Raw genomic sequence first — 17,671 nt, forward strand, 5'->3', positions numbered from 1 at the left:
CATTCCCCTTTCAAGCCATCATGGTGTGAGTGAGCTGGCCGGCGGCGAGCCCGATCAGCAGGCCGAAGCCGAGGCTCCACTCCTTGAGCCAGGGCTGCGTCTTGCCCAGATGACGGAAGAGCAGCATGCTCAGCGCCGCGCCCAGTGCCGCGGCGAGCTTGTCGGCCTCGACTTCGATGTTGCCGAGCGAGCGGATGTTGAACGCCGCGTTGATGCTCAGGACGAGGAAGATCACCGCCGGCGTGATCACGCCCATGATGATCAGCGTGCGCGGGCTGGAGGTCCGCATCTTCGCCTGCGCATTGCCCAGGCGCTTGGTCAGGATCAGCGTGGCGATGATCCAGCCCGAGCCGCCGAGCGTCATCGCCCACACCGAGTTGGTGAAGGCCTGCAGGCCATAGCCCTCCTTGCCCAGTTCAACGCCCAGCGCGGTGGCGCCCTGGGCCGAGGCGTACAGCTCGAAGACCGCCGAGCCTATGACGCCGATCCGCATCAGGGTCATCGGGGCGCCGATCAGCGCCACCAGGCTCACCGACACGATGAACACGGCCACGGCGGGGCCGATGCTGGTGATCGTCGCGGTCTTGTAGACGCGCGCCTTCTCCTGCGGGGTGAGCAGGCCGAACTTGTCCGAGAACGCCAGCGCATTGCGAAGGTAGATCAGGGCCTGGACGACCACGATCGATACCAGCGCCAGCGCCAGCACCCACATGACGGTCGAGTTCGCAACTGAAAGATAGTCTTCCATCTCTCTTGCTTCCTTTGTTGTTTGAGGATTCCGGGATGGCTTAAGCGCCGATCTCGAAGTACTGCTCGGCCAGGCCGACCCACAGCCTGGCACCTACCGCCAGGCAGGCGTCGTTGAAGTCGTAATGCGGGTTGTGGACCATGCAGCCGCCCGCCCACTTGCCGTCGGCGTGGCCGTTGTCGCCATTGCCGACGAGTACGTAGCAGCCCGGCACCTGCTCGAGCAGGAAGGCGAAGTCCTCGCTGCCGGTGAGCGGCTGGGCGTCGGCGACCACCTGTTCATCGCCAAAGGTCTTGCGCGCGACCTCGACTGCGAAGGCAGTCGGTGCGGCGGCGTTGATCAGCACCGGATAGCCGCGCTCGTAGCGGATCTCGCTGGTGCAGCCATAGGCGCGCGCCTGGTGTTCCGCGAGTTCGCGGATACGTTGCTCGACCACGTCGCGCACGGCGGGGTCGAGGGCGCGCACGCTGAGCTCGATCTCCGCGGATTCGGCGATGATGTTGTAGGCCGAGCCCGCCTGGATGCGGCCGACGCTGATCACGGCGGCGAGGTTGGGATTGATGTTGCGGCCGACGATGCTCTGCAGGCCGAGCACGGTCGCCGCCGCCGGCAGGGTCGGGTCGACCGCCTTGTGCGGCAGGCCACCATGGCCGCCAAGGCCGATGAAGCGGATCAGCACCTTGTCCGAGGAGGCCATGAAGGCGCCCGGGCGCACATGGACCTGGCCGACCGGAATGCCCGGCATGTTGTGCATGCCGAAGATCGCATCGCAGGGGAAGCGCTCGAACAGGCGCTCCTCGAGCATGCGGCGGGCGCCCCCACCGCCACCGAGTTCCTCGGCCGGCTGGAAGATCAGCACCACGGTGCCGTTCCCGGGCAGCTGTCCCTGGCGTGCGCGCTCGGCGAGGGCCTGCGCGGCACCGAGCAGCATTGCGGTGTGACCGTCGTGACCGCAGCCGTGCATCTTCCCGGGCACCTTGCTCGCCCACGGCAGGCCGGTCATTTCCTGGATCGGCAGCGCGTCCATGTCGGCGCGCAGGCCCAGCCGAGGGCCGCTGCCATCGCCGATGCGCAGCACGCCCACCACGCCGGTGACGGCGATGGCGGTATGCACCTCGTAGCCCCACGCCTGAAGTTGGCTGGCGACGAGTGCGCTGGTGTCGTGCTCCTCGAAACCGAGTTCCGGATGCTGGTGGATGGCATGGCGCCAGGTCTTCATGGCGTCCACGTCCGGCGCGAACAGGGTCGTATCACTCATCGCTTGCTCCTTCACGAATAGAAATTACTCATGAGCGAATGATAGACATCTGCCTAGAACACCATAAGGCGACATTTTTTCGTAGGTGACAACCAGATGAGGGCGTCGGGCGCATGACGGCGCACCGTCCGCCTGTTCCGCAGCTGTCAGTCGCCCGCAGGGGGCTGATCCTGCGGATAGGGGTATGGCGGGGCAGCGGCTGCTTCAGAACACGCCCATCGCCAGGCCGGCGGCCATGGCCTCGCCGAGCTCCTCGGCACGCACAAGGTCGGCGGCGGTGATCTCCTTGCGCACGATCAGTGCTTCGGCGACCTGCTTCCAGCCGTAACCGTTGGCGATGCGGCCGATCTCGCGCACGGCACCGGTGCCATCGTTGCCCGCGCTGACGAAGACCGCGTAGGGCAGGCCGGTCAGCTTGCCCTCGCACGGGTAGTAGGTGCGGTCGAAGAAGTCCTTCAGGGCGCCGGACATGTAGCCGAAGTTCTCCGGCGTGCCGAGCAACAGGCCGTCGCAGGCGAGCAAGTGTTCGGTGCCGGCGTCGAAGGCACGGTGCATGATCGTGTCGGTCTCGGTGACGCGCGCCGCGCCGCGCAGCACGGCCTCGGCGAGCTGGCCGGTATTGCCGCTCTGGGTGTGATAGACGACCAGCAGGCGCTTGCGCTCAGACATGATGGCTTTCAGTCCGGGAGGCGACGATTGCAGCGGCCTTGGTGGCGGATCTGGCCTGCTGCGGGATCGAGCCGATAGAACTGGCTGAGTTGATCATAGACGGCCGGAAAGCGTTCCTGCAGCACGGTCGGCGTCTCGAAGAAGGCTTCCGACACGACCGCGAAGAATTCCCCCGGGTGCTCGGCGCCGTAGGGGTCGATCACCGTCTCCACGCCGCGGTCGACCTCGGCGCAGAAGTCGTCGTAGGCGGCCGAGAACACCGCGGCCCACGTCGAGCGCGACATGCCGGCGTGCAGCCGAGGCAGGCCGTCCACGCCGCCATTTTCCATGTCGAGCTTGTGGGCGAACTCGTGGATCACCACATTCACCCCGGCAGGCTGCTGGGCGCCGGCGAACCAGGCGATGATCACCGGCCCGCCTTCCCAGGCCTCGCCGAGCACTTCGTCGTCGTATTCGTGCAGCACCCCGGCCTCATCGACCTCGCGCCGCGGAATGATGAAGTCGCCCGGATACACCACCACGCCAACCCATCCGGCATAGGCCTCGAGGCCGATGTTGAGCACCGGCAGGCAGGCCTGCAGTGCGATGGCGAGCAGCATGTCGTCATCGAGCTGCAGCCCCTGGGCACCGTGGAACTGCTTGATCTCGAGAAAGTCGAGCGCCATGTCGCGCAGCCGCAGGCGGTCGCCCGGGTCGAGAAAGTCAAGGAACGGAAGGGCGGCCTCGACCCGGGCCCACTGTGCCGCATCGACGACGGGGCGGCTGCGCTGCAGCCCGAACAGGCGGCGAAGGCTTTCGAACATCTCGATCAGCCCGCCGCGAAGGCCGCACGGGCAAGGGCCGGGAGATGCGAGAGGCATCCGGGCGGGTGACGCGGCACGCAGTCTGGAAGGGTGGGCAGGGACATCATCGGGCGACCAGTCGCGGTGGTGCGCGGATGATCGCACAGGATCAGGCTGACCGCAGGGCAAGGCAGCAGGGTCGGCACGGGCGCTCGGCCGACGGCAGCGAGCGGCGGGCCGTTGTGGGATAATCCCGGCCCATGGTTTCCGTCACACACGCCATCGCCCAAGGCGATACCGCCCCCCCACTGGACATGCTGGCTGCCGGCCTCGACGAGGCCGAACGCGCCCGGATCGAGGCTGCGCTCGAATGGATCGCCGACCTCTACGAGGGCAAGGTCCTCGGCACCGGCGAGCCGATATGGACGCACGCAATCGGTGCCGCGCTCATCGCCGCCTCGCTGCGCATGGACGTCGAGACGCGCCTCGCGGCCCTGCTGTTCGCAGTGTGGGATGAGGTGGACGATCCGCTGGCGGATGTGACCGAGCGCTTTGGCGGCGAGGTCGCCGCGCTGGTCCGTGGCCTGCACAAGCTCAATGGCCTGCGCGTGCTCACGCGCATGACGACCACCGCGTCGGCGCCCGAGATCCGCGCCCAGACCGAGGTGCTGCGCAAGATGTTGCTGGCGATGGTCGAGGACATCCGCGTGGTGCTGGTGCGCCTGGCGTCGCGCACGCAGACCCTGCGCTACTATACCGACCTGCCGGGCGACGCGCGCGTCGATGTCGCGCGCGAGAGCCTGGACATCTACGCCCCGCTGGCCAACCGGCTGGGCGTGTGGCAGATCAAGTGGGAGCTCGAGGATCTGGCGTTTCGCTTCATCGAGCCGGACACCTACAAGCGCATCGCCAAGATGCTCGATGAGCGCCGCGTCGAGCGCGAGCGCTTCATCGAGGCTGCGATCGAGCGCCTCAAGCGCGAACTGGCCGCGGTCGGCATCAAGGCCGACATTACCGGTCGTGCCAAGCACATCTACAGCATCTACAACAAGATGCGAAAGAAGCGCCTGGACTTCTCGCAGGTGTTCGACATCCGCGCGCTGCGCGTGCTGGTCGATGAGGTGCGCGACTGCTACACCGTGCTCGGCATCGTGCACCAGATCTGGCAGCCGATCGCCAAGGAGTTCGACGACTACATCACCAAGCCCAAGGGCAACAACTACCAGTCCCTGCATACCGCAGTGCTGGCCGGCGATGGTCGTGCGCTCGAGGTGCAGATCCGCACCCACGACATGCACAAGCACGCCGAGCTCGGCGTCGCGGCGCACTGGCGCTACAAGGAGGGTGCGCGCGACAGCGCCGATTACGACGAGAAGATCGCGTTGCTGCGCAACCTGCTGTCGTGGCGCGACGAGGTCACCGATTCGGCGCACTGGCTGGAGCAGTTCAAGCGCGCCTCGCTCGACGACACGCTCTATGTGCTGACGCCCCAGGGCAAGGTGGTCGACCTGCCGCGCGGCGCCACGCCGATCGACTTCGCCTACCGCCTGCACACCGACCTCGGCCACCATTGCCGGGGGGCCAAGGTCGATGGCCACCTGGTGCCGCTCAACACCCCGCTCGAGAGCGGGCAGACGGTCGAGATCGTGGCGGCGAAGGAGGGCGGGCCCTCGCGCGACTGGCTCGATGCGCGTCAGGCCTATGTGGCGACCTCGCGGGCGCGCAGCAAGATCAAGCAGTACTTCGCCCAGCTCGACGAGGAAGACCTGCTGTCGCGCGGGCGCAGCTTCGTCACCAAGGAGATGCAGCGCGACGGCCACGCGCAGGCCAACATCGACGGCCTGGCCGAACGCCTGGGCTTCAAGAATGCCGAGGCGCTGTACCTGGCCGCCGGTCGTGGCGAGGTCGGGCCGCGTGCCATGCAGGTCGCCCTGCGCGAAGGCAGTGCGCCGCCTGCGACCGAGGCGGAGCCCGAGTTCGTCGTCAGCCGCAGCCGCTCGGGCGACAACTCGGACAAGATTCTGATCGTCGGCGTCGGCAAGCTGATGACCTCGCTGTCACGGTGCTGCAAGCCGGCGCCGCCCGATGCGATCGAGGGCTTCGTCACACGTGGCCGCGGGATCTCGATTCATCGTGTCGACTGCCATGACTTCCAGCTGCTGGCCACCGCCCATCCGGAGCGCGTGATCCCGGCCGAATGGGGCGAGCGCGCGCACGACACCAAGACCGCGCTGTACCAGGTCGACATCACGGTGCAGGCGGCCGATCGGCAGGGGCTGCTGCGCGACATCTCCGAGGTGTTGTCGCGCGAGAAGCTCAACGTGATCGCAGTCAATACGCTGACAAAAAGGGGCACCGCCTACATGCGCTTCACGATGGAAGTCGCCGGCATCCGTCAGATCCAGCGCGCGATCACGCTGATTCGCGAGGTGCCGGGCGTGATCGACGCGCAGCGCAAGTAGGCAGCTTCAGCTGCTCGCGGCCAGTTCCTTGAGCAGGATGAGCTGGGCCGCGCGGCGCACGCTGCGTGGGTGCTTGCGGCGGTAGCGCCCGTCGGGCTGCATGTCCCAGGCCTGGCAGTTGTCGCCGAGGTAGGGGCGCAGGCCTTCCTTCATGACGCGGCGCTTGAGGCGGGCGTCGAGCAGCGGGAAGGCAATTTCGATGCGGCGGAAGAAGTTGCGATCCATCCAGTCGGCGCTGGACAGGTACATGTGATCCTCGCCGTCGGCGTGGAAGTGGAAGATGCGCGTGTGCTCGAGGAAGCGGCCGACCACCGAGCGCACACGGATGTTGTCGGACAGACCCGGCACGCCGGGGCGCAGCGCGCACGGCCCGCGGATGATCAGGTCGACCTCGACGCCGGCCTGCGAAGCTTCATACAGCGCCTCGATGGTCTCGGGCTCGAGCAGTGCGTTGAGCTTGGCGATGACGCGCCCGCGGCGGCCTTCGCGGGCGATCTCGGCCTCGCGCCGGATCGCGGCGACGACATTGGCCTGCAGCGTGAAAGGCGCCTGCCACAAGTGGCGCAACTCGGTCGCCGTACCGAGGCCGGTGAGCTGCTTGAACACCGCGGCGACGTCCTCGCCGATCTCGTCGTTGCAGGTGAGCAGACCGAAGTCGGTGTAGAAGCGGGTGGTGCGGGGGTGGTAGTTGCCGGTGCCCATGTGCACATAGCGGCGCAGGCCGGCTTCCTCGCGGCGCACGATCATCAGCAGCTTGGCGTGCGTCTTGTAGCCGAACACGCCGTATACGACATGTGCGCCGACCTCCTCGAGGCGATTGGCGAGGGTGATGTTGGCTTCCTCGTCGAAGCGCGCCATGAGTTCGAGCACCACGGTGACTTCCTTGCCCTTTTGCGCCGCGCGGGCGAGATGTTCCATCAGCACCGAGTCGGTGCCGGTGCGGTACACCGTCATCTTGATCGCCAGCACCTGTGGGTCGTCCGCCGCCGCGCGCAACAGCTCGATGACCGGCATGAAGCTCTGGAACGGGTGGTGGAGCAGGATGTCGCCGCCGCGGATCGCGGTGAAGATCTGCCGGCGCTTGTCGAGCGACTTCGGCACGCCGGGGACGAAGGGCGCGTACTTGAGGTCGGGCCGCTCGACCCAGTCGGGCACCTGCATCAGGCGGACCAGGTTGACGATGCCGGGCGTGCGGTACAGATCGTCCGGCGTGAGGTGGAAGTGCTGCAGCAGGAAGGCCGCCATCTCCTCCGAGCAGTTGTCTGCAACCTCGAGGCGCACGGCGTCGCCAAAATGACGCTGCTGCAGCTCGCCCTTGAGCGAGGTGCGCAGATCCTTGACCTCCTCCTCATCGACGAACAGGTCGGAGTTGCGCGTGACGCGGAATTGATAGCAGCCGAGCACCGTCATGCCGGTGAAGAGTTCGTCCACATGCGCATGCAGCACCGAGGACAGGAAGACGAAGGTGTATTCCTGCTCGCAGATGTCGCGCGGCAACCGGATCACCCGCGGCAGGGCACGCGGCGCCTGTACGATCGCCGCCCCGGAGTCGCGGCCGAAGGCATCACGGCCCTCGAGTTCGACTGCGAAGTTCAGGCTCTTGTTGAGCACGCGCGGAAAAGGGTGGGCGGGGTCGAGGCCGATCGGGGTCAGCACCGGCATCACTTCGCGCATGAAGAAGTCGTGGATCCACTTGCGCTGCGCCTCCGACCACAGGCTGCGGCGCAGGAAGACGACGCCCTCCTGCTCGAGTGCGGGCAGGATGGCGTCGTTGAGCAACTCGTACTGGTCGGAGATGATGTCGTGCACCTCGTCGCTGACGCGCTCGAGCAGGTCGACCGGCGCGATGCCATCCTCGCCGGCCTTGCGGCTGCCGATGCGGATCTGCTCCTTGATGCCGGAGACGCGGATCTCGAAGAACTCGTCGAGGTTGCTGGAAACGATGCACAGGAAGCGCAGGCGCTCGAGCAGCGGCACGGTGGGGTCGGCGGCTTGCGCAAGCACGCGACGCTGGAACTGCAGGAGGGAGAGCTCGCGGTTGAGGAAGTGTTCGGCGGGAAACTGCTGGATGTTGCGGCTGGGGGTGTACATGGGTGGTCCTGTGCGCGGTGCGACTGCCGCGATTATGTGACAGATTCTTTGCGACTTCATGACAAGGAGAACCCCGGCCGGGGCGTCATCGGCGGGTCTGTTTGTGGCAATGATTCACGCCGCGGGCCGGGCGGTGGCGGTGCTAGAATCGGCAGCCTCGGCGCCCTTGGCGTCTGTCCCCGAAAACATGATGCAAGATCTGATCGCGGCAATCGACCTCGGTTCGAACAGCTTTCGGCTGCAGGTAGGCCGCATCGTCAACGACCAGATATATCCGCTCGATGGCTTGAAGGAGGCGGTGCGACTGGCCGCCGGCCTGTCACCCGACAAGAAGCTCGATCTTGCCGCGCAGCAGCGGGGCGTGACCGCGCTGCAGCGCTTTCATGAGCGGCTGCGCGACTTTCCGCCCGAGCGGGTGCGGGCGGTGGCCACCAACACCTTGCGCGTGGCCAAGAACGCCTCGGACTTCCTGCTCAGGGCCGAGGTGGCGCTCGGTTTTCCGATCGAGGTGATCGCCGGGCGCGAGGAGGCGCGACTGATCTATGTCGGTGTCGCCCACACCCTGCCTGATCCGCACAAACAGCAACTGGTGGTCGATATCGGCGGCGGCTCGACCGAATTCATCGTCGGCAAGAGCTTCGAGCCGCTGCTGCTCGAGTCGCGCTACATGGGCTGTGTCGGCTTCAGCCTGCGTTTCTTTCCCGACGGCCGGATCGACAAGCGTGGCCTGCGCGATGCCGAGCTGGCCGCGCGGCGGGAACTGCAGACCATCTCGCAGGCCTACCGCGAGGCCGGCTGGGAGGAGGCGGTCGGCTCCAGCGGCACCGCCAAGGCGCTGGTCGAGATCCTCGAGCAGAACGGCTTCTCGGCCAGCGGCATCACCCGCGAGGGCCTGGAGAAATTCAAGCTGGCGCTGCTGCGCGCGGGCCACATCGACAATGTGGATCTGGCCGGCCTGAAGGGGGATCGGCTGCCGGTGATTCTCGGTGGCTTCTCCATCATGAGCGCGGTGTTCAAGGAGTTCGGCCTCGAGCACATGGTGTTCTCTGAAGGGGCGTTGCGCCTGGGGGTGCTCTACGATCTGCTCGGGCGCTACCACCACCACGATCTGCGCGACGCCACGGTAAGCGCCTTCGTGCGCCGTTACGGGGTCGATGTGCGCCAGGCCCACCAGGTCGCCGACACGGCCTGCGAACTGCTGGCCCAGCTCGAACCGGCCATGGCCGCGCCGGAACACCCTGATCATCGCTTTCTGCGCTGGGCGGCGATGCTCCACGAGATCGGGATCTCGGTCGCACACTCGAGCTACCACAAGCACAGCGCCTACATCGTCGCCAATGCCGACATGCCGGGCTTTTCTCGCATGGACCAGGCGCGCCTGGCGCGGCTGGTGCTGGCCCACCGCGGCAAGCTCGAGCGCGTGGCCTCGATCGATCCCGGCAGCGTCGACTGGCTGCTGATCGCCTGCCTGCGCCTGGCCGTGGTCATTCATCGCGCCCGCGATGCCCGCGGCCTGCCGCCGATCACCATGAAGCGCGAGGGACGCGGTTTCTCGGTGACGGCGGCACCGGGCTGGCTGCAGAAGCTGCCGCTCACCGCCGCCGCGCTGGAAGAGGAGCAGCGCCAGTGGCTGGGCCTGGGGCGCGGCCTGTACGTGCGCGCCCTGAGCGTGCGCAGCGCGACCGCCTGAGCACCGATGGGGCCGGCGGGCGGGGCGCCAGCGCAGGCTCGCGATGTCGTCGAGCTCGGTCCCGACGGCATCTGCCTGAACGGTGACTGGACGCTGCGTGCGCTCACTGCGTGCCTGCCGCGGGTGCGACGTCGGCTTCGCGCTGCACCCGCCGGCGCCGCCTGGTCGCTCGCCGAGGTGACGCGCCTGGACAGCTTCGGGGCGACGCTGCTGTGGCAGGCCTGGGGACGACAATGGCCCGCCAGCCTGGACGCGAGCCAGGCCCAGCGCGAGGTCATCGCGCGCGTCGCCCGTGCGGCCGCGCAGCCACTGCCGCCCATGCCGGGCTTCACGGCGATCGATGCGGTGGTGCTGCTGGGCAGCGTGCTGATCGGCTTTGCCCGCCATGTGAGCGACTTCGTCGCCCTGCTGGGGCAGCTCTTCCTGGACCTGCTGCACCTGTTGCGCCATCCGCGCGAATGGCCACTGCTGGAGATCTCGGCCAACGTCCACAAGGTCGGCGTGAAGGCGATGCCGGTGACCGCGCTGGTGGGCTTCCTGATCGGGGTCGTGCTGTCCTATCTGTCGGCATTGCAGCTCAAGACCTTCGGCGCTGACGTGTTCATCGTGAATATCCTGGGCCTGGGCATCATCCGTGAGCTCGGGCCGGTACTGGTTTCGGTGCTGGTGGCGGGGCGCTCGGGCTCGGCGATGACGGCGCAACTGGGCGTGATGCGCGTGACCGAGGAGATCGATGCGCTCGCCGCGATGGGGGTGTCGCGTTCGCTGCGGCTGGTGCTGCCCAAGGTGATCGCCCTGACGCTGGCGATGCCGCTGCTGGTCTTGTGGACCTCGGCCATCGCACTGCTGGGGGGCTGGGTGTCGGCCTGGGTCGAACTCGACTTGAGCTTCCACTATTTCGTCGAGTCCCTGCCCGAGGCGGTCCCGATCGCCAACCTGTACATCGGTCTCGCCAAGGGGGCGGTTTTCGGCCTGCTGATCGCCCTCATCGCCTGCCACTTCGGCCTGCGCGTGAAGCCCAACACCGAGAGCCTGTCGTCGAACACGACGGCTTCGGTGGTGTCGGCCATCACCGTGGTGATCCTGGTCGATGCGGTGTTCGCGATCGCCACGCGTTCGATCGGGCTGCCGGCGTGAGCACCCGGCAGACTGCACCGCCACAGGTGGTCGCGCTGCGCGGGATCGTGACCCGCTTCGGCAACAACCTGGTGCACGAAGGGCTGGATCTCGACATCGGTGGCGGGGAGATCGTCGCCCTCGTGGGGGGCTCGGGCAGCGGCAAGACCACCTTGCTGCGCCACATCATCGGGCTCACCCGACCGGCGGCGGGAAGCGTGCGGCTGTTCGGTGAAGCGCTGCATGCGGGCAGCGTGCATGAACGCCTCGCCCGCCAGCGGCGCTTTGGCGTGCTGTTTCAGCAGGGGGCGCTGTTCTCGGCCTTCACCGTGGGTGAGAACATCGCGTTTCCGCTCAGGGAGCTCGGCGTGGTGAGCGAGGATGAGATTCGCGACCTCGTTGCCCTCAAGCTGGCGATGGTGGAGATGGCGGCGTCCGACGCCCTGCTGATGCCAGCCGAACTGTCGGGCGGCATGGTCAAGCGGGCCGCGCTGGCGCGCGCGCTGGCACTGGAGCCCGAGTTGCTGCTGCTCGATGAACCGACCGCCGGCTTGGACCCGGACCGCAGCGCGAGCTTCGTGCGCCTGATCCTGTCCCTGCATCGCGAGCTGGGTTTGACGGTGGTGCTCGTCACCCACGACCTCGACACGCTGGCGGCGATGGCGAGCAAGGTCGCGGTGCTGGCCGACCGTCGGATTCTGAGCTATGCGTCGATCGAGGAGACGCTGCGGGTGGATCACCCCTTCATCGAGCGCTTCTTCGGCGGCGCACATGGACGGCGGGCCCTGGCGCGCGCCAAGGAGACAGGCTGACATGGAAAATCGGGCGCATGCGCTGGCGGCCGGACTGTTCGCAATCGTACTGGGGGCAGGCATCGTCTTCGCGATGTGGTGGTTCTCGCAGGATCGCGTGCCGACGCGCGACCTCGTGCTGGTCGCGCGTGGTGACATCAATGGCCTGGGGCCACAGTCGCGGGTACGATTTCGGGGGCTCTCGGTCGGCACCGTGAGCGAGATCCGGATCGATCCCGAAGACCCGCGCAACATCCTGGTCCGGGTGCAGGTGCCGCGCGAGCTGCCGCTCACGCGGGGCACGCAGGCCAGCCTCGGCACGCTCGGCGTGACCGGCCTGGCCTACGTGCAACTCGATGACCGCGGCAGCGATCCCGCACCGCTGCTGGATGTGGCGGGACAGGCGCCGCGCATCGCGCTCGAGCCCGGCCTCGTGGACAAGCTTACCGAGCGGGCGCTGCTGGCGATCGAGCACTTCACCAAGGTCGGCGAGCGTGCCTCGGCCCTGCTCGACGAGGACAACCTCGGCCGCATCCGGGCCACGCTTGCGCGGCTGGAGTCTGCGACCGCCAGCATCGACCAGGGCTTTGCCGAGGTGCCGCGCACGCTCGAGGCGGTACGCAGCGCATTCAACCCCGACAACATGGCCGCCCTGTCAGCGATGCTGGCCAACCTCGAGCGCACCAGCGCCGAGGTGGCGCCCGCATTGACCGATCTGCGCAATCTCATGCAGCGCGTTGACCAGATGGCCGCGCGGCTCGACCAGGCGGCCATCGCCGCCAGCGACGGGCTGGTCGATGGCACGCTGCCGCAACTCAACGATCTCCTGCGCGACCTGACCGCCACCTCGCGCCGCCTGGGACGCCTGATCGAGGAGGTCGAGTCGACGCCGCAGATGCTGCTCACCGGGCGGGCGGCACGCGAGCCCGGTCCCGGCGAGCCGGGCTTTGCGCCCGAGCGTTGAAACGCCTAGCGATTGGAAACCCGCACATGACGAAGTTGTCCATCTTCCCGCCGCATCGCCTGCAAGCTCGACTGGCCACGCTCGTGATTGCCTTCATCGGCTCGCTTGCCGCGGCTTGCGGCGGGCTTCAGCTGCAGCCCAAGCCGATGGCCTTCTACGACCTCGGCATCGGGGCCCGGAGCAGTCTTGCACCGGCCCTTGCACCGGCACAGATCGAAATCGCGACGCCGCCCTGGCTGGAGGCGAGCGCGATGCAGTACCGCCTGGCCTGGGATGACCCGCTGCGACGGCGTGCCTATGCCGAGAGCCGCTGGGTGTCACCGCCGCCGGCGATGCTGGGGCTGGCCCTGAACCGCGCGCTGCGCAGCGAGGGCGCGGGTGGACGCTGCCGGCTGCGGGTCGAGCTCGATGAGTTCATCCAGGATTTCGCCTCGCCCAATGAGAGTCGGGTCGAGATAGTGCTGCGTGCCGGGCTGCTGCCGCCGCGCAGCGACAAGGCCATCGCCGGTCACGAGTTCCGTGCCGTCGAAGCGGCGCAGGCGGCGAACGCGGCGGGTGGCGTCGAGGCCTACCGACGGGCGAGCGCGCGCCTCGTCGGCGAGCTTGCCGACTGGATTGGCGCCCTTGACCGCGAGCCTGGCGGCGGGTTGAATGCAACGGGCCGCTGCGGGGGCTGAACACAACATGGATCGCCCGTGAGGGCGGTATCGAATCGACCGAGGGGAGAATCAATGAGCGAGACCACATCGTCGCCCTATGCCGTGGGCCTGGAAAAGAACGCAGCGAACTACGTGCCCTTGACGCCGCTCACCTTCCTCGAGCGCAGTGCCTACGTGTATCCGGACCGCGTGGCGGTGATTCATGGCGCGCGCCGCCAGACCTGGCGCGAGAGTTATGCCCGTTGCCGGCGCCTGGCCTCGGCGCTGAAACAGCTTGGAGTGGGCAAGGGCGACACCGTCGCTGCCATCCTCAACAACACCCCCGAGATGTTCGAATGCCATTTCGGTGTCCCGGCCTGCGGCGCGGTCCTCAATACGATCAACACCCGACTGGATGCTGAGGCGGTCGCCTTCATCCTCAATCATGGCGAGGCCAGGGTCCTGCTGACCGATCGCGAATATGCCCGCATGGTGAGAAAGGCGATCGAGCTGGCCGAACGCAGCGACATGATCGTGATCGACGTCGATGATCCCGAATACACGGGCCCGGGCGATCTCTTGGGCACCATGGATTACGAGGCGCTACTGGCGACCGGTAGCGAAGACTTCGTGTTCGAGCAGCCGGCCGACGAGTGGGAGGCGATCTCGCTCAACTATACCTCCGGCACGACCGGCAACCCGAAGGGGGTGGTCTATCACCACCGCGGCGCCTACCTGAACGCGATGTCCAACATCGTGTCCTGGGGCATGCCGCCGCATGCGGTGTATCTGTGGACCTTGCCGATGTTCCACTGCAACGGCTGGTGCTTCGCATGGACGATGGCGGCCAACGCCGGCGTCAATGTCTGCCTGCGCCGCGTCGATCCGCGCCTGATCTTCGACGCCATCCGCGAGCATGGGGTCACGCATTACTGCGGCGCACCCATCGTCCACTCGATGCTCGCCAACGCGCCGGAGGAGTGGCGCAAGGGCATCAATCACAAAGTGTCCGGCCTGGTGGCTGCGGCGCCGCCACCGGCTGCCGTGATCGAGGGCATGGCGAAGATCGGTTTCGACATCACGCACGTCTACGGCCTGACCGAAACCTACGGCCCGGCTTCGGTGTGCGCCAAACATGATGAGTGGCGCGAGCTGCCACTGGCCGAGCAGGTGACGCTCAACGGTCGCCAGGGCGTGCGCTATCACGCCCAGGAAGGCATCGCCGTGATGGATCCGAACACCATGGAACCGGTGCCCTGGGATGGCGAGACCATGGGCGAGATCATGTTCCGCGGCAACCTGGTGATGAAGGGCTATCTGAAGAACCCGACGGCCACTGCCGAGTCCTTTCGCGGTGGCTGGTACCACACCGGCGATCTCGCCGTGATGCAGCCCGACGGCTACGTCAAGATCAAGGATCGCTCCAAGGACATCATCATTTCGGGTGGCGAGAACATCTCCTCGATCGAGGTCGAGGACGCGCTCTACAAGCACCCTGCGGTGATGGCCGCCGCCGTGGTGGCGCTGCCTGACGAAAAATGGGGCGAGGTGCCGTGCGCCTTCGTCGAGTTGCGCGAGGGCGTCGAGGCGAGCGCCGAGGCGCTGGTTGCGCACTGCAAGGAGCACCTGGCCGGCTTCAAGGTGCCCAAGCGGATCGTGTTCTGCGAGCTACCGAAGACGTCCACCGGCAAGATCCAGAAGTTCGTGCTGCGCGAGCAGGCGCGCTCTACCGCCTCGTTCGAGTAAGTGGCGGTGCGTGTGCGCATGGCCTCGCGGTGCGTACACGCGCCTTCCCGGCATGGCGCTCGTCGGCGTCAGGCGCTAACATGGTCGGACGTTGACGTAAGCGTCAACTTCAATCCTTGAAGTCCCAGTTTTTGTGTTCGATACCGGAGGAGAGACATGAGCGCCGTGCCCGTTCCCGATGACCAGCCGATGCTGTTGCGCCACGACGACCGTGGCGTCACCACCCTGACGCTGAACCGCCCCGCGCAGTTCAACTCGCTGTCCTTCGCGATGCTCGAGACGCTCATCGCAGCGGTCGACGAGATCGCACGCGACGACAGCGTGCGCGTGGTCGTGCTGGCGGGCGAGGGCAGGGCCTTCTGCGCCGGACACGACCTCAAGGAGATGCGCGGCAATCACGAGCTCGCCTTCCAGCAGCGGCTTTTCCGGCTGTGCGGCAAGTTCATGATGAAGCTGACCGAGCTACCGCAGCCGGTGATCGCGCGCGTGCACGGCATTGCGACGGCAGCGGGCTGCCAGCTGGTGTCGATGTGCGACCTCGCCGTCGCCGCCGACGTGGCGCGCTTTGCCGTGAGCGGCATCAACGTCGGCCTGTTCTGCGCCACACCGGGCGTCGGTCTGTCGCGCAACATGGGCCGCAAGGAAGCGTTCGAGATGCTGGTCACGGGCGACTTCATCGACGCGCTCGAGGCGCAGCGCCGTGGCCTCGTGAATCGTGTCGTGCCGCTCGAGCAGCTCGACGAGGAGGTCGCCCGGCTTGCGGCGTCGATCGTCGCCAAGTCGCCGGTGGCGATCCGCATGGGCAAGCAGATGTTCTACAAGCAGCTCGAGATGGGGCTCGATGCCGCCTATCAGCTGGCTTCCGAGACGATGGCCTGCAACGCGATGTGCGAGGACGCCGCTGAGGGCATCGACGCCTTCATCGCCAAGCGCAAGCCCGAGTTCAAGGGACGCTGAGGCCGCGGGCGGGCGGCGGGTACACGGGCGATGCTGATCGACTCGCACATTCATCTGGATGCAGCGGAGTTCGACGCTGATCGTGCCGCGGTCATCGAGCAGGCGCGCGCGGCGGGCGTCGGCGGTTTCGTCGTGCCCGCCGTCGAGGTGGGCAATTTCGCGGCGGTACGCGCACTGGCGACCGCGCATAAGGACTGCTGCTACGCGCTTGGCATTCATCCGCTGTATGTGATGGCGGCGGCTGTGGAAGACCTCGATCGCCTCGATCAGGCGCTGGCCGAAGGCGGCATGGTCGCGGTGGGCGAGATTGGGCTGGATCATTTCGTCACCGACAGCGATCCCGCGCGTCAGCTCGAATTCTTCGTAGCCCAACTCCGCCTTGCCCGCCGCCACGACTTGCCGGTGATCCTGCACGTGCGTCGCGCCGTCGATCCGATCCTCAAGCAGTTGCGGCGCATTGGCGTGCGTGGGGGCATCGCCCATGCGTTCAATGGCAGCCCGCAGCAGGCGCAGATGTTCATCGATCTCGGCTTCAAGCTCGGCTTCGGCGGCGCGATGAGCTTCGAAGGTTCCACCCGCATTCGCGCGCTGGCGGCCAGCCTGCCGCTGGAGTCCATCGTGCTCGAGACCGACGCGCCCGACATTGCACCGGCCTGGGGGCAGGGGGCGCGGAACACGCCTGCCAACCTGCCACGCTATGCCGAACTGCTTGCAGCGCTGCGTGGCATCGGCGTCGACGAGGTGGCCGAAGCGACCAGCCGCAATGCGAGCACCGTACTCGGGGGCTGGTTGCCGGGCTGAGTGCCCTCAGGCGGGCGCGGTACGCAAATGCGAGGAGCGGGCGATGAGGTCGGCGATGTCGCGCTTCAGGCGCGGAATGTCGCTGTCGAACTTGTCGTAGATCATCAGCGAGACGCCGAACACGTAGGCGTACAGCAGCATGCAGCGGCTCGACGCCTCCTCGATCGGCACGCCGCAGCTGAGGAAGAGTTCGCGCGCGCAGCGCAGGCGGACGTCGTCCACCTCGGCCACGATGGCGCCGGCCTCGGCATCGCGGCGCGCCCAGTCGCGCACCGCAAGCTCGATCATCATGCCGCGCCGGCTGCGACTGGCACTGTAGACGTCGATGACGTGATAGATCTGCTCCAGTTCCCGGCCAGGCTGCGCCCGCGTCTGCTTGATGATGTCGCGTATGCGGCCATCCCGCCAGTGGTTCAGCACGCCGAGCAGCAGATCCCGACGGTCGGTGAAATGCCAGTAGAAGCTGCCTTTCGTGACCTTGAGCCGCTTGGCGAGCACTTCGACGCGCAGGCCGGCGATGCCTTCCTCGGCGAGCACTTCGATCGCACCGGCGATCCAGGCGTCACGGTCGAGCTGGATGCGAGGCTTTTTTGCAGTGGTTTCCATACGGCGTAGTATTGACGATTCTTCGTCCATACGCTACCGTATGCAACATACCACCCCGTATGGAAGCGGTGTTGCTGTGCAGCAGTGCCATATGGGGAGGGCAGTGACATAATCAGGCAAGTCCGGCGCAGCCCGCCGGCAACAATCCAGAACCCTCAAAGGAGCGCGGCAGAGTGAAGATTCTCGTACCCGTCAAACGCGTTGTCGATTACAACGTCAAGGTTCGCGTCAAGGCCGATGGCAGTGGCGTGGATATCGCCAACGTCAAGATGAGCATGAACCCCTTCGACGAGATCGCGGTGGAAGAGGCGGTGCGCCTGAAGGAAGCGGGCGTCGCCACCGAGGTCGTCGC

Annotated in this window: 15 protein-coding genes and 1 pseudogene; 10 read left to right on the plus strand and 6 right to left on the minus strand. The window is 67.0% G+C overall.

Features of this window, described 5'->3' with window-relative positions:
* Positions 1 to 10 precede the first annotated feature (10 nt).
* The 4 genes from ACMV5O_RS18975 to ACMV5O_RS18990 all read right to left on the minus strand — a co-directional run bounded on the left by ACMV5O_RS18975 (position 11) and on the right by ACMV5O_RS18990 (position 3,478).
* The gene (locus tag ACMV5O_RS18975; RefSeq protein WP_416164920.1) at positions 11 to 748 is read right to left on the minus strand and encodes a DUF5058 family protein; all 738 of its coding nucleotides are present in this window, start codon (positions 746 to 748) and stop codon (positions 11 to 13) included.
* A 40-nt stretch (positions 749 to 788) separates the two neighbouring features.
* Positions 789 to 2,006: a M20 aminoacylase family protein gene (locus ACMV5O_RS18980; protein ID WP_416164921.1), complete on the minus strand. Its 1,218-nt coding sequence runs from the start codon at positions 2,004 to 2,006 to the stop codon at positions 789 to 791.
* 204 nt (positions 2,007 to 2,210) lie between these two features.
* The gene (locus tag ACMV5O_RS18985) at positions 2,211 to 2,675 is read right to left on the minus strand and encodes a flavodoxin family protein (protein ID WP_416164922.1); all 465 of its coding nucleotides are present in this window, start codon (positions 2,673 to 2,675) and stop codon (positions 2,211 to 2,213) included.
* 8 nt (positions 2,676 to 2,683) lie between these two features.
* Positions 2,684 to 3,478 carry a zinc-dependent peptidase gene (locus ACMV5O_RS18990; RefSeq protein ID WP_416164923.1) on the minus strand — a complete coding sequence of 265 codons (795 nt, stop codon included), beginning with the start codon at positions 3,476 to 3,478 and terminating at the stop codon, positions 2,684 to 2,686.
* Between the two features lie 239 nt (positions 3,479 to 3,717).
* Here ACMV5O_RS18990 and ACMV5O_RS18995 point away from each other — a divergent pair, with 239 nt between their 5' ends.
* Positions 3,718 to 5,919 carry a RelA/SpoT family protein gene (locus ACMV5O_RS18995; RefSeq protein ID WP_416164924.1) on the plus strand — a complete coding sequence of 734 codons (2,202 nt, stop codon included), beginning with the start codon at positions 3,718 to 3,720 and terminating at the stop codon, positions 5,917 to 5,919.
* Positions 5,920 to 5,925: 6 nt separating this feature from the next.
* On the opposite strand, the gene ppk1 is transcribed toward ACMV5O_RS18995, so the two are convergent.
* Positions 5,926 to 8,010 (minus strand): polyphosphate kinase 1, encoded by a 2,085-nt coding sequence (ppk1, locus tag ACMV5O_RS19000; RefSeq protein ID WP_416164925.1) that lies wholly within the window; start codon positions 8,008 to 8,010, stop codon positions 5,926 to 5,928.
* Between the two features lie 187 nt (positions 8,011 to 8,197).
* On the opposite strand from ppk1, the gene ppx reads away from it, so the two are divergent.
* The 8 genes from ppx (at position 8,198) to ACMV5O_RS19040 (ending at position 16,713) form a co-directional block, all read left to right on the plus strand.
* The gene (ppx, locus tag ACMV5O_RS19005; RefSeq protein ID WP_416164926.1) at positions 8,198 to 9,700 is read left to right on the plus strand and encodes an exopolyphosphatase; all 1,503 of its coding nucleotides are present in this window, start codon (positions 8,198 to 8,200) and stop codon (positions 9,698 to 9,700) included.
* 6 nt (positions 9,701 to 9,706) lie between these two features.
* Positions 9,707 to 10,837 (plus strand): MlaE family ABC transporter permease, encoded by a 1,131-nt coding sequence (locus ACMV5O_RS19010; RefSeq protein ID WP_416164927.1) that lies wholly within the window; start codon positions 9,707 to 9,709, stop codon positions 10,835 to 10,837.
* Positions 10,834 to 11,628: an ABC transporter ATP-binding protein gene (locus tag ACMV5O_RS19015; RefSeq protein ID WP_416164928.1), complete on the plus strand. Its 795-nt coding sequence runs from the start codon at positions 10,834 to 10,836 to the stop codon at positions 11,626 to 11,628. Before ACMV5O_RS19010 ends, ACMV5O_RS19015 begins: the two co-directional genes overlap by 4 nt.
* Position 11,629: 1 nt before the next feature.
* Positions 11,630 to 12,571 carry an MlaD family protein gene (locus ACMV5O_RS19020; RefSeq protein WP_416164929.1) on the plus strand — a complete coding sequence of 314 codons (942 nt, stop codon included), beginning with the start codon at positions 11,630 to 11,632 and terminating at the stop codon, positions 12,569 to 12,571.
* 26 nt (positions 12,572 to 12,597) lie between these two features.
* Positions 12,598 to 13,248 carry an ABC-type transport auxiliary lipoprotein family protein gene (locus tag ACMV5O_RS19025; protein WP_416164930.1) on the plus strand — a complete coding sequence of 217 codons (651 nt, stop codon included), beginning with the start codon at positions 12,598 to 12,600 and terminating at the stop codon, positions 13,246 to 13,248.
* Between the two features lie 54 nt (positions 13,249 to 13,302).
* Positions 13,303 to 14,955, plus strand: a complete 1,653-nt coding sequence (locus ACMV5O_RS19030) for an acyl-CoA synthetase (RefSeq protein WP_416164931.1) — start codon at positions 13,303 to 13,305, stop codon at positions 14,953 to 14,955.
* 156 nt (positions 14,956 to 15,111) lie between these two features.
* Entirely contained in the window at positions 15,112 to 15,912 is an 801-nt protein-coding gene (locus tag ACMV5O_RS19035) for an enoyl-CoA hydratase (RefSeq protein ID WP_416164932.1), read from the plus strand.
* Positions 15,913 to 15,942: 30 nt separating this feature from the next.
* Positions 15,943 to 16,713 carry a TatD family hydrolase gene (locus tag ACMV5O_RS19040; protein ID WP_416164933.1) on the plus strand — a complete coding sequence of 257 codons (771 nt, stop codon included), beginning with the start codon at positions 15,943 to 15,945 and terminating at the stop codon, positions 16,711 to 16,713.
* Between the two features lie 6 nt (positions 16,714 to 16,719).
* Here ACMV5O_RS19040 and ACMV5O_RS19045 read toward each other — a convergent pair whose 3' ends face one another.
* The gene (locus ACMV5O_RS19045) at positions 16,720 to 17,319 is read right to left on the minus strand and encodes a TetR/AcrR family transcriptional regulator (RefSeq protein WP_416164934.1); all 600 of its coding nucleotides are present in this window, start codon (positions 17,317 to 17,319) and stop codon (positions 16,720 to 16,722) included.
* A gap of 173 nt (positions 17,320 to 17,492) precedes the next feature.
* Here ACMV5O_RS19045 and ACMV5O_RS19050 point away from each other — a divergent pair.
* Positions 17,493 to 17,671: pseudogene (locus ACMV5O_RS19050) on the plus strand (electron transfer flavoprotein subunit beta/FixA family protein); the annotation flags it as partial.

The sequence above is a fragment of the Thauera sp. WH-1 genome (genome assembly GCF_047806685.1).
Lineage (GTDB): Bacteria > Pseudomonadota > Gammaproteobacteria > Burkholderiales > Rhodocyclaceae > Thauera.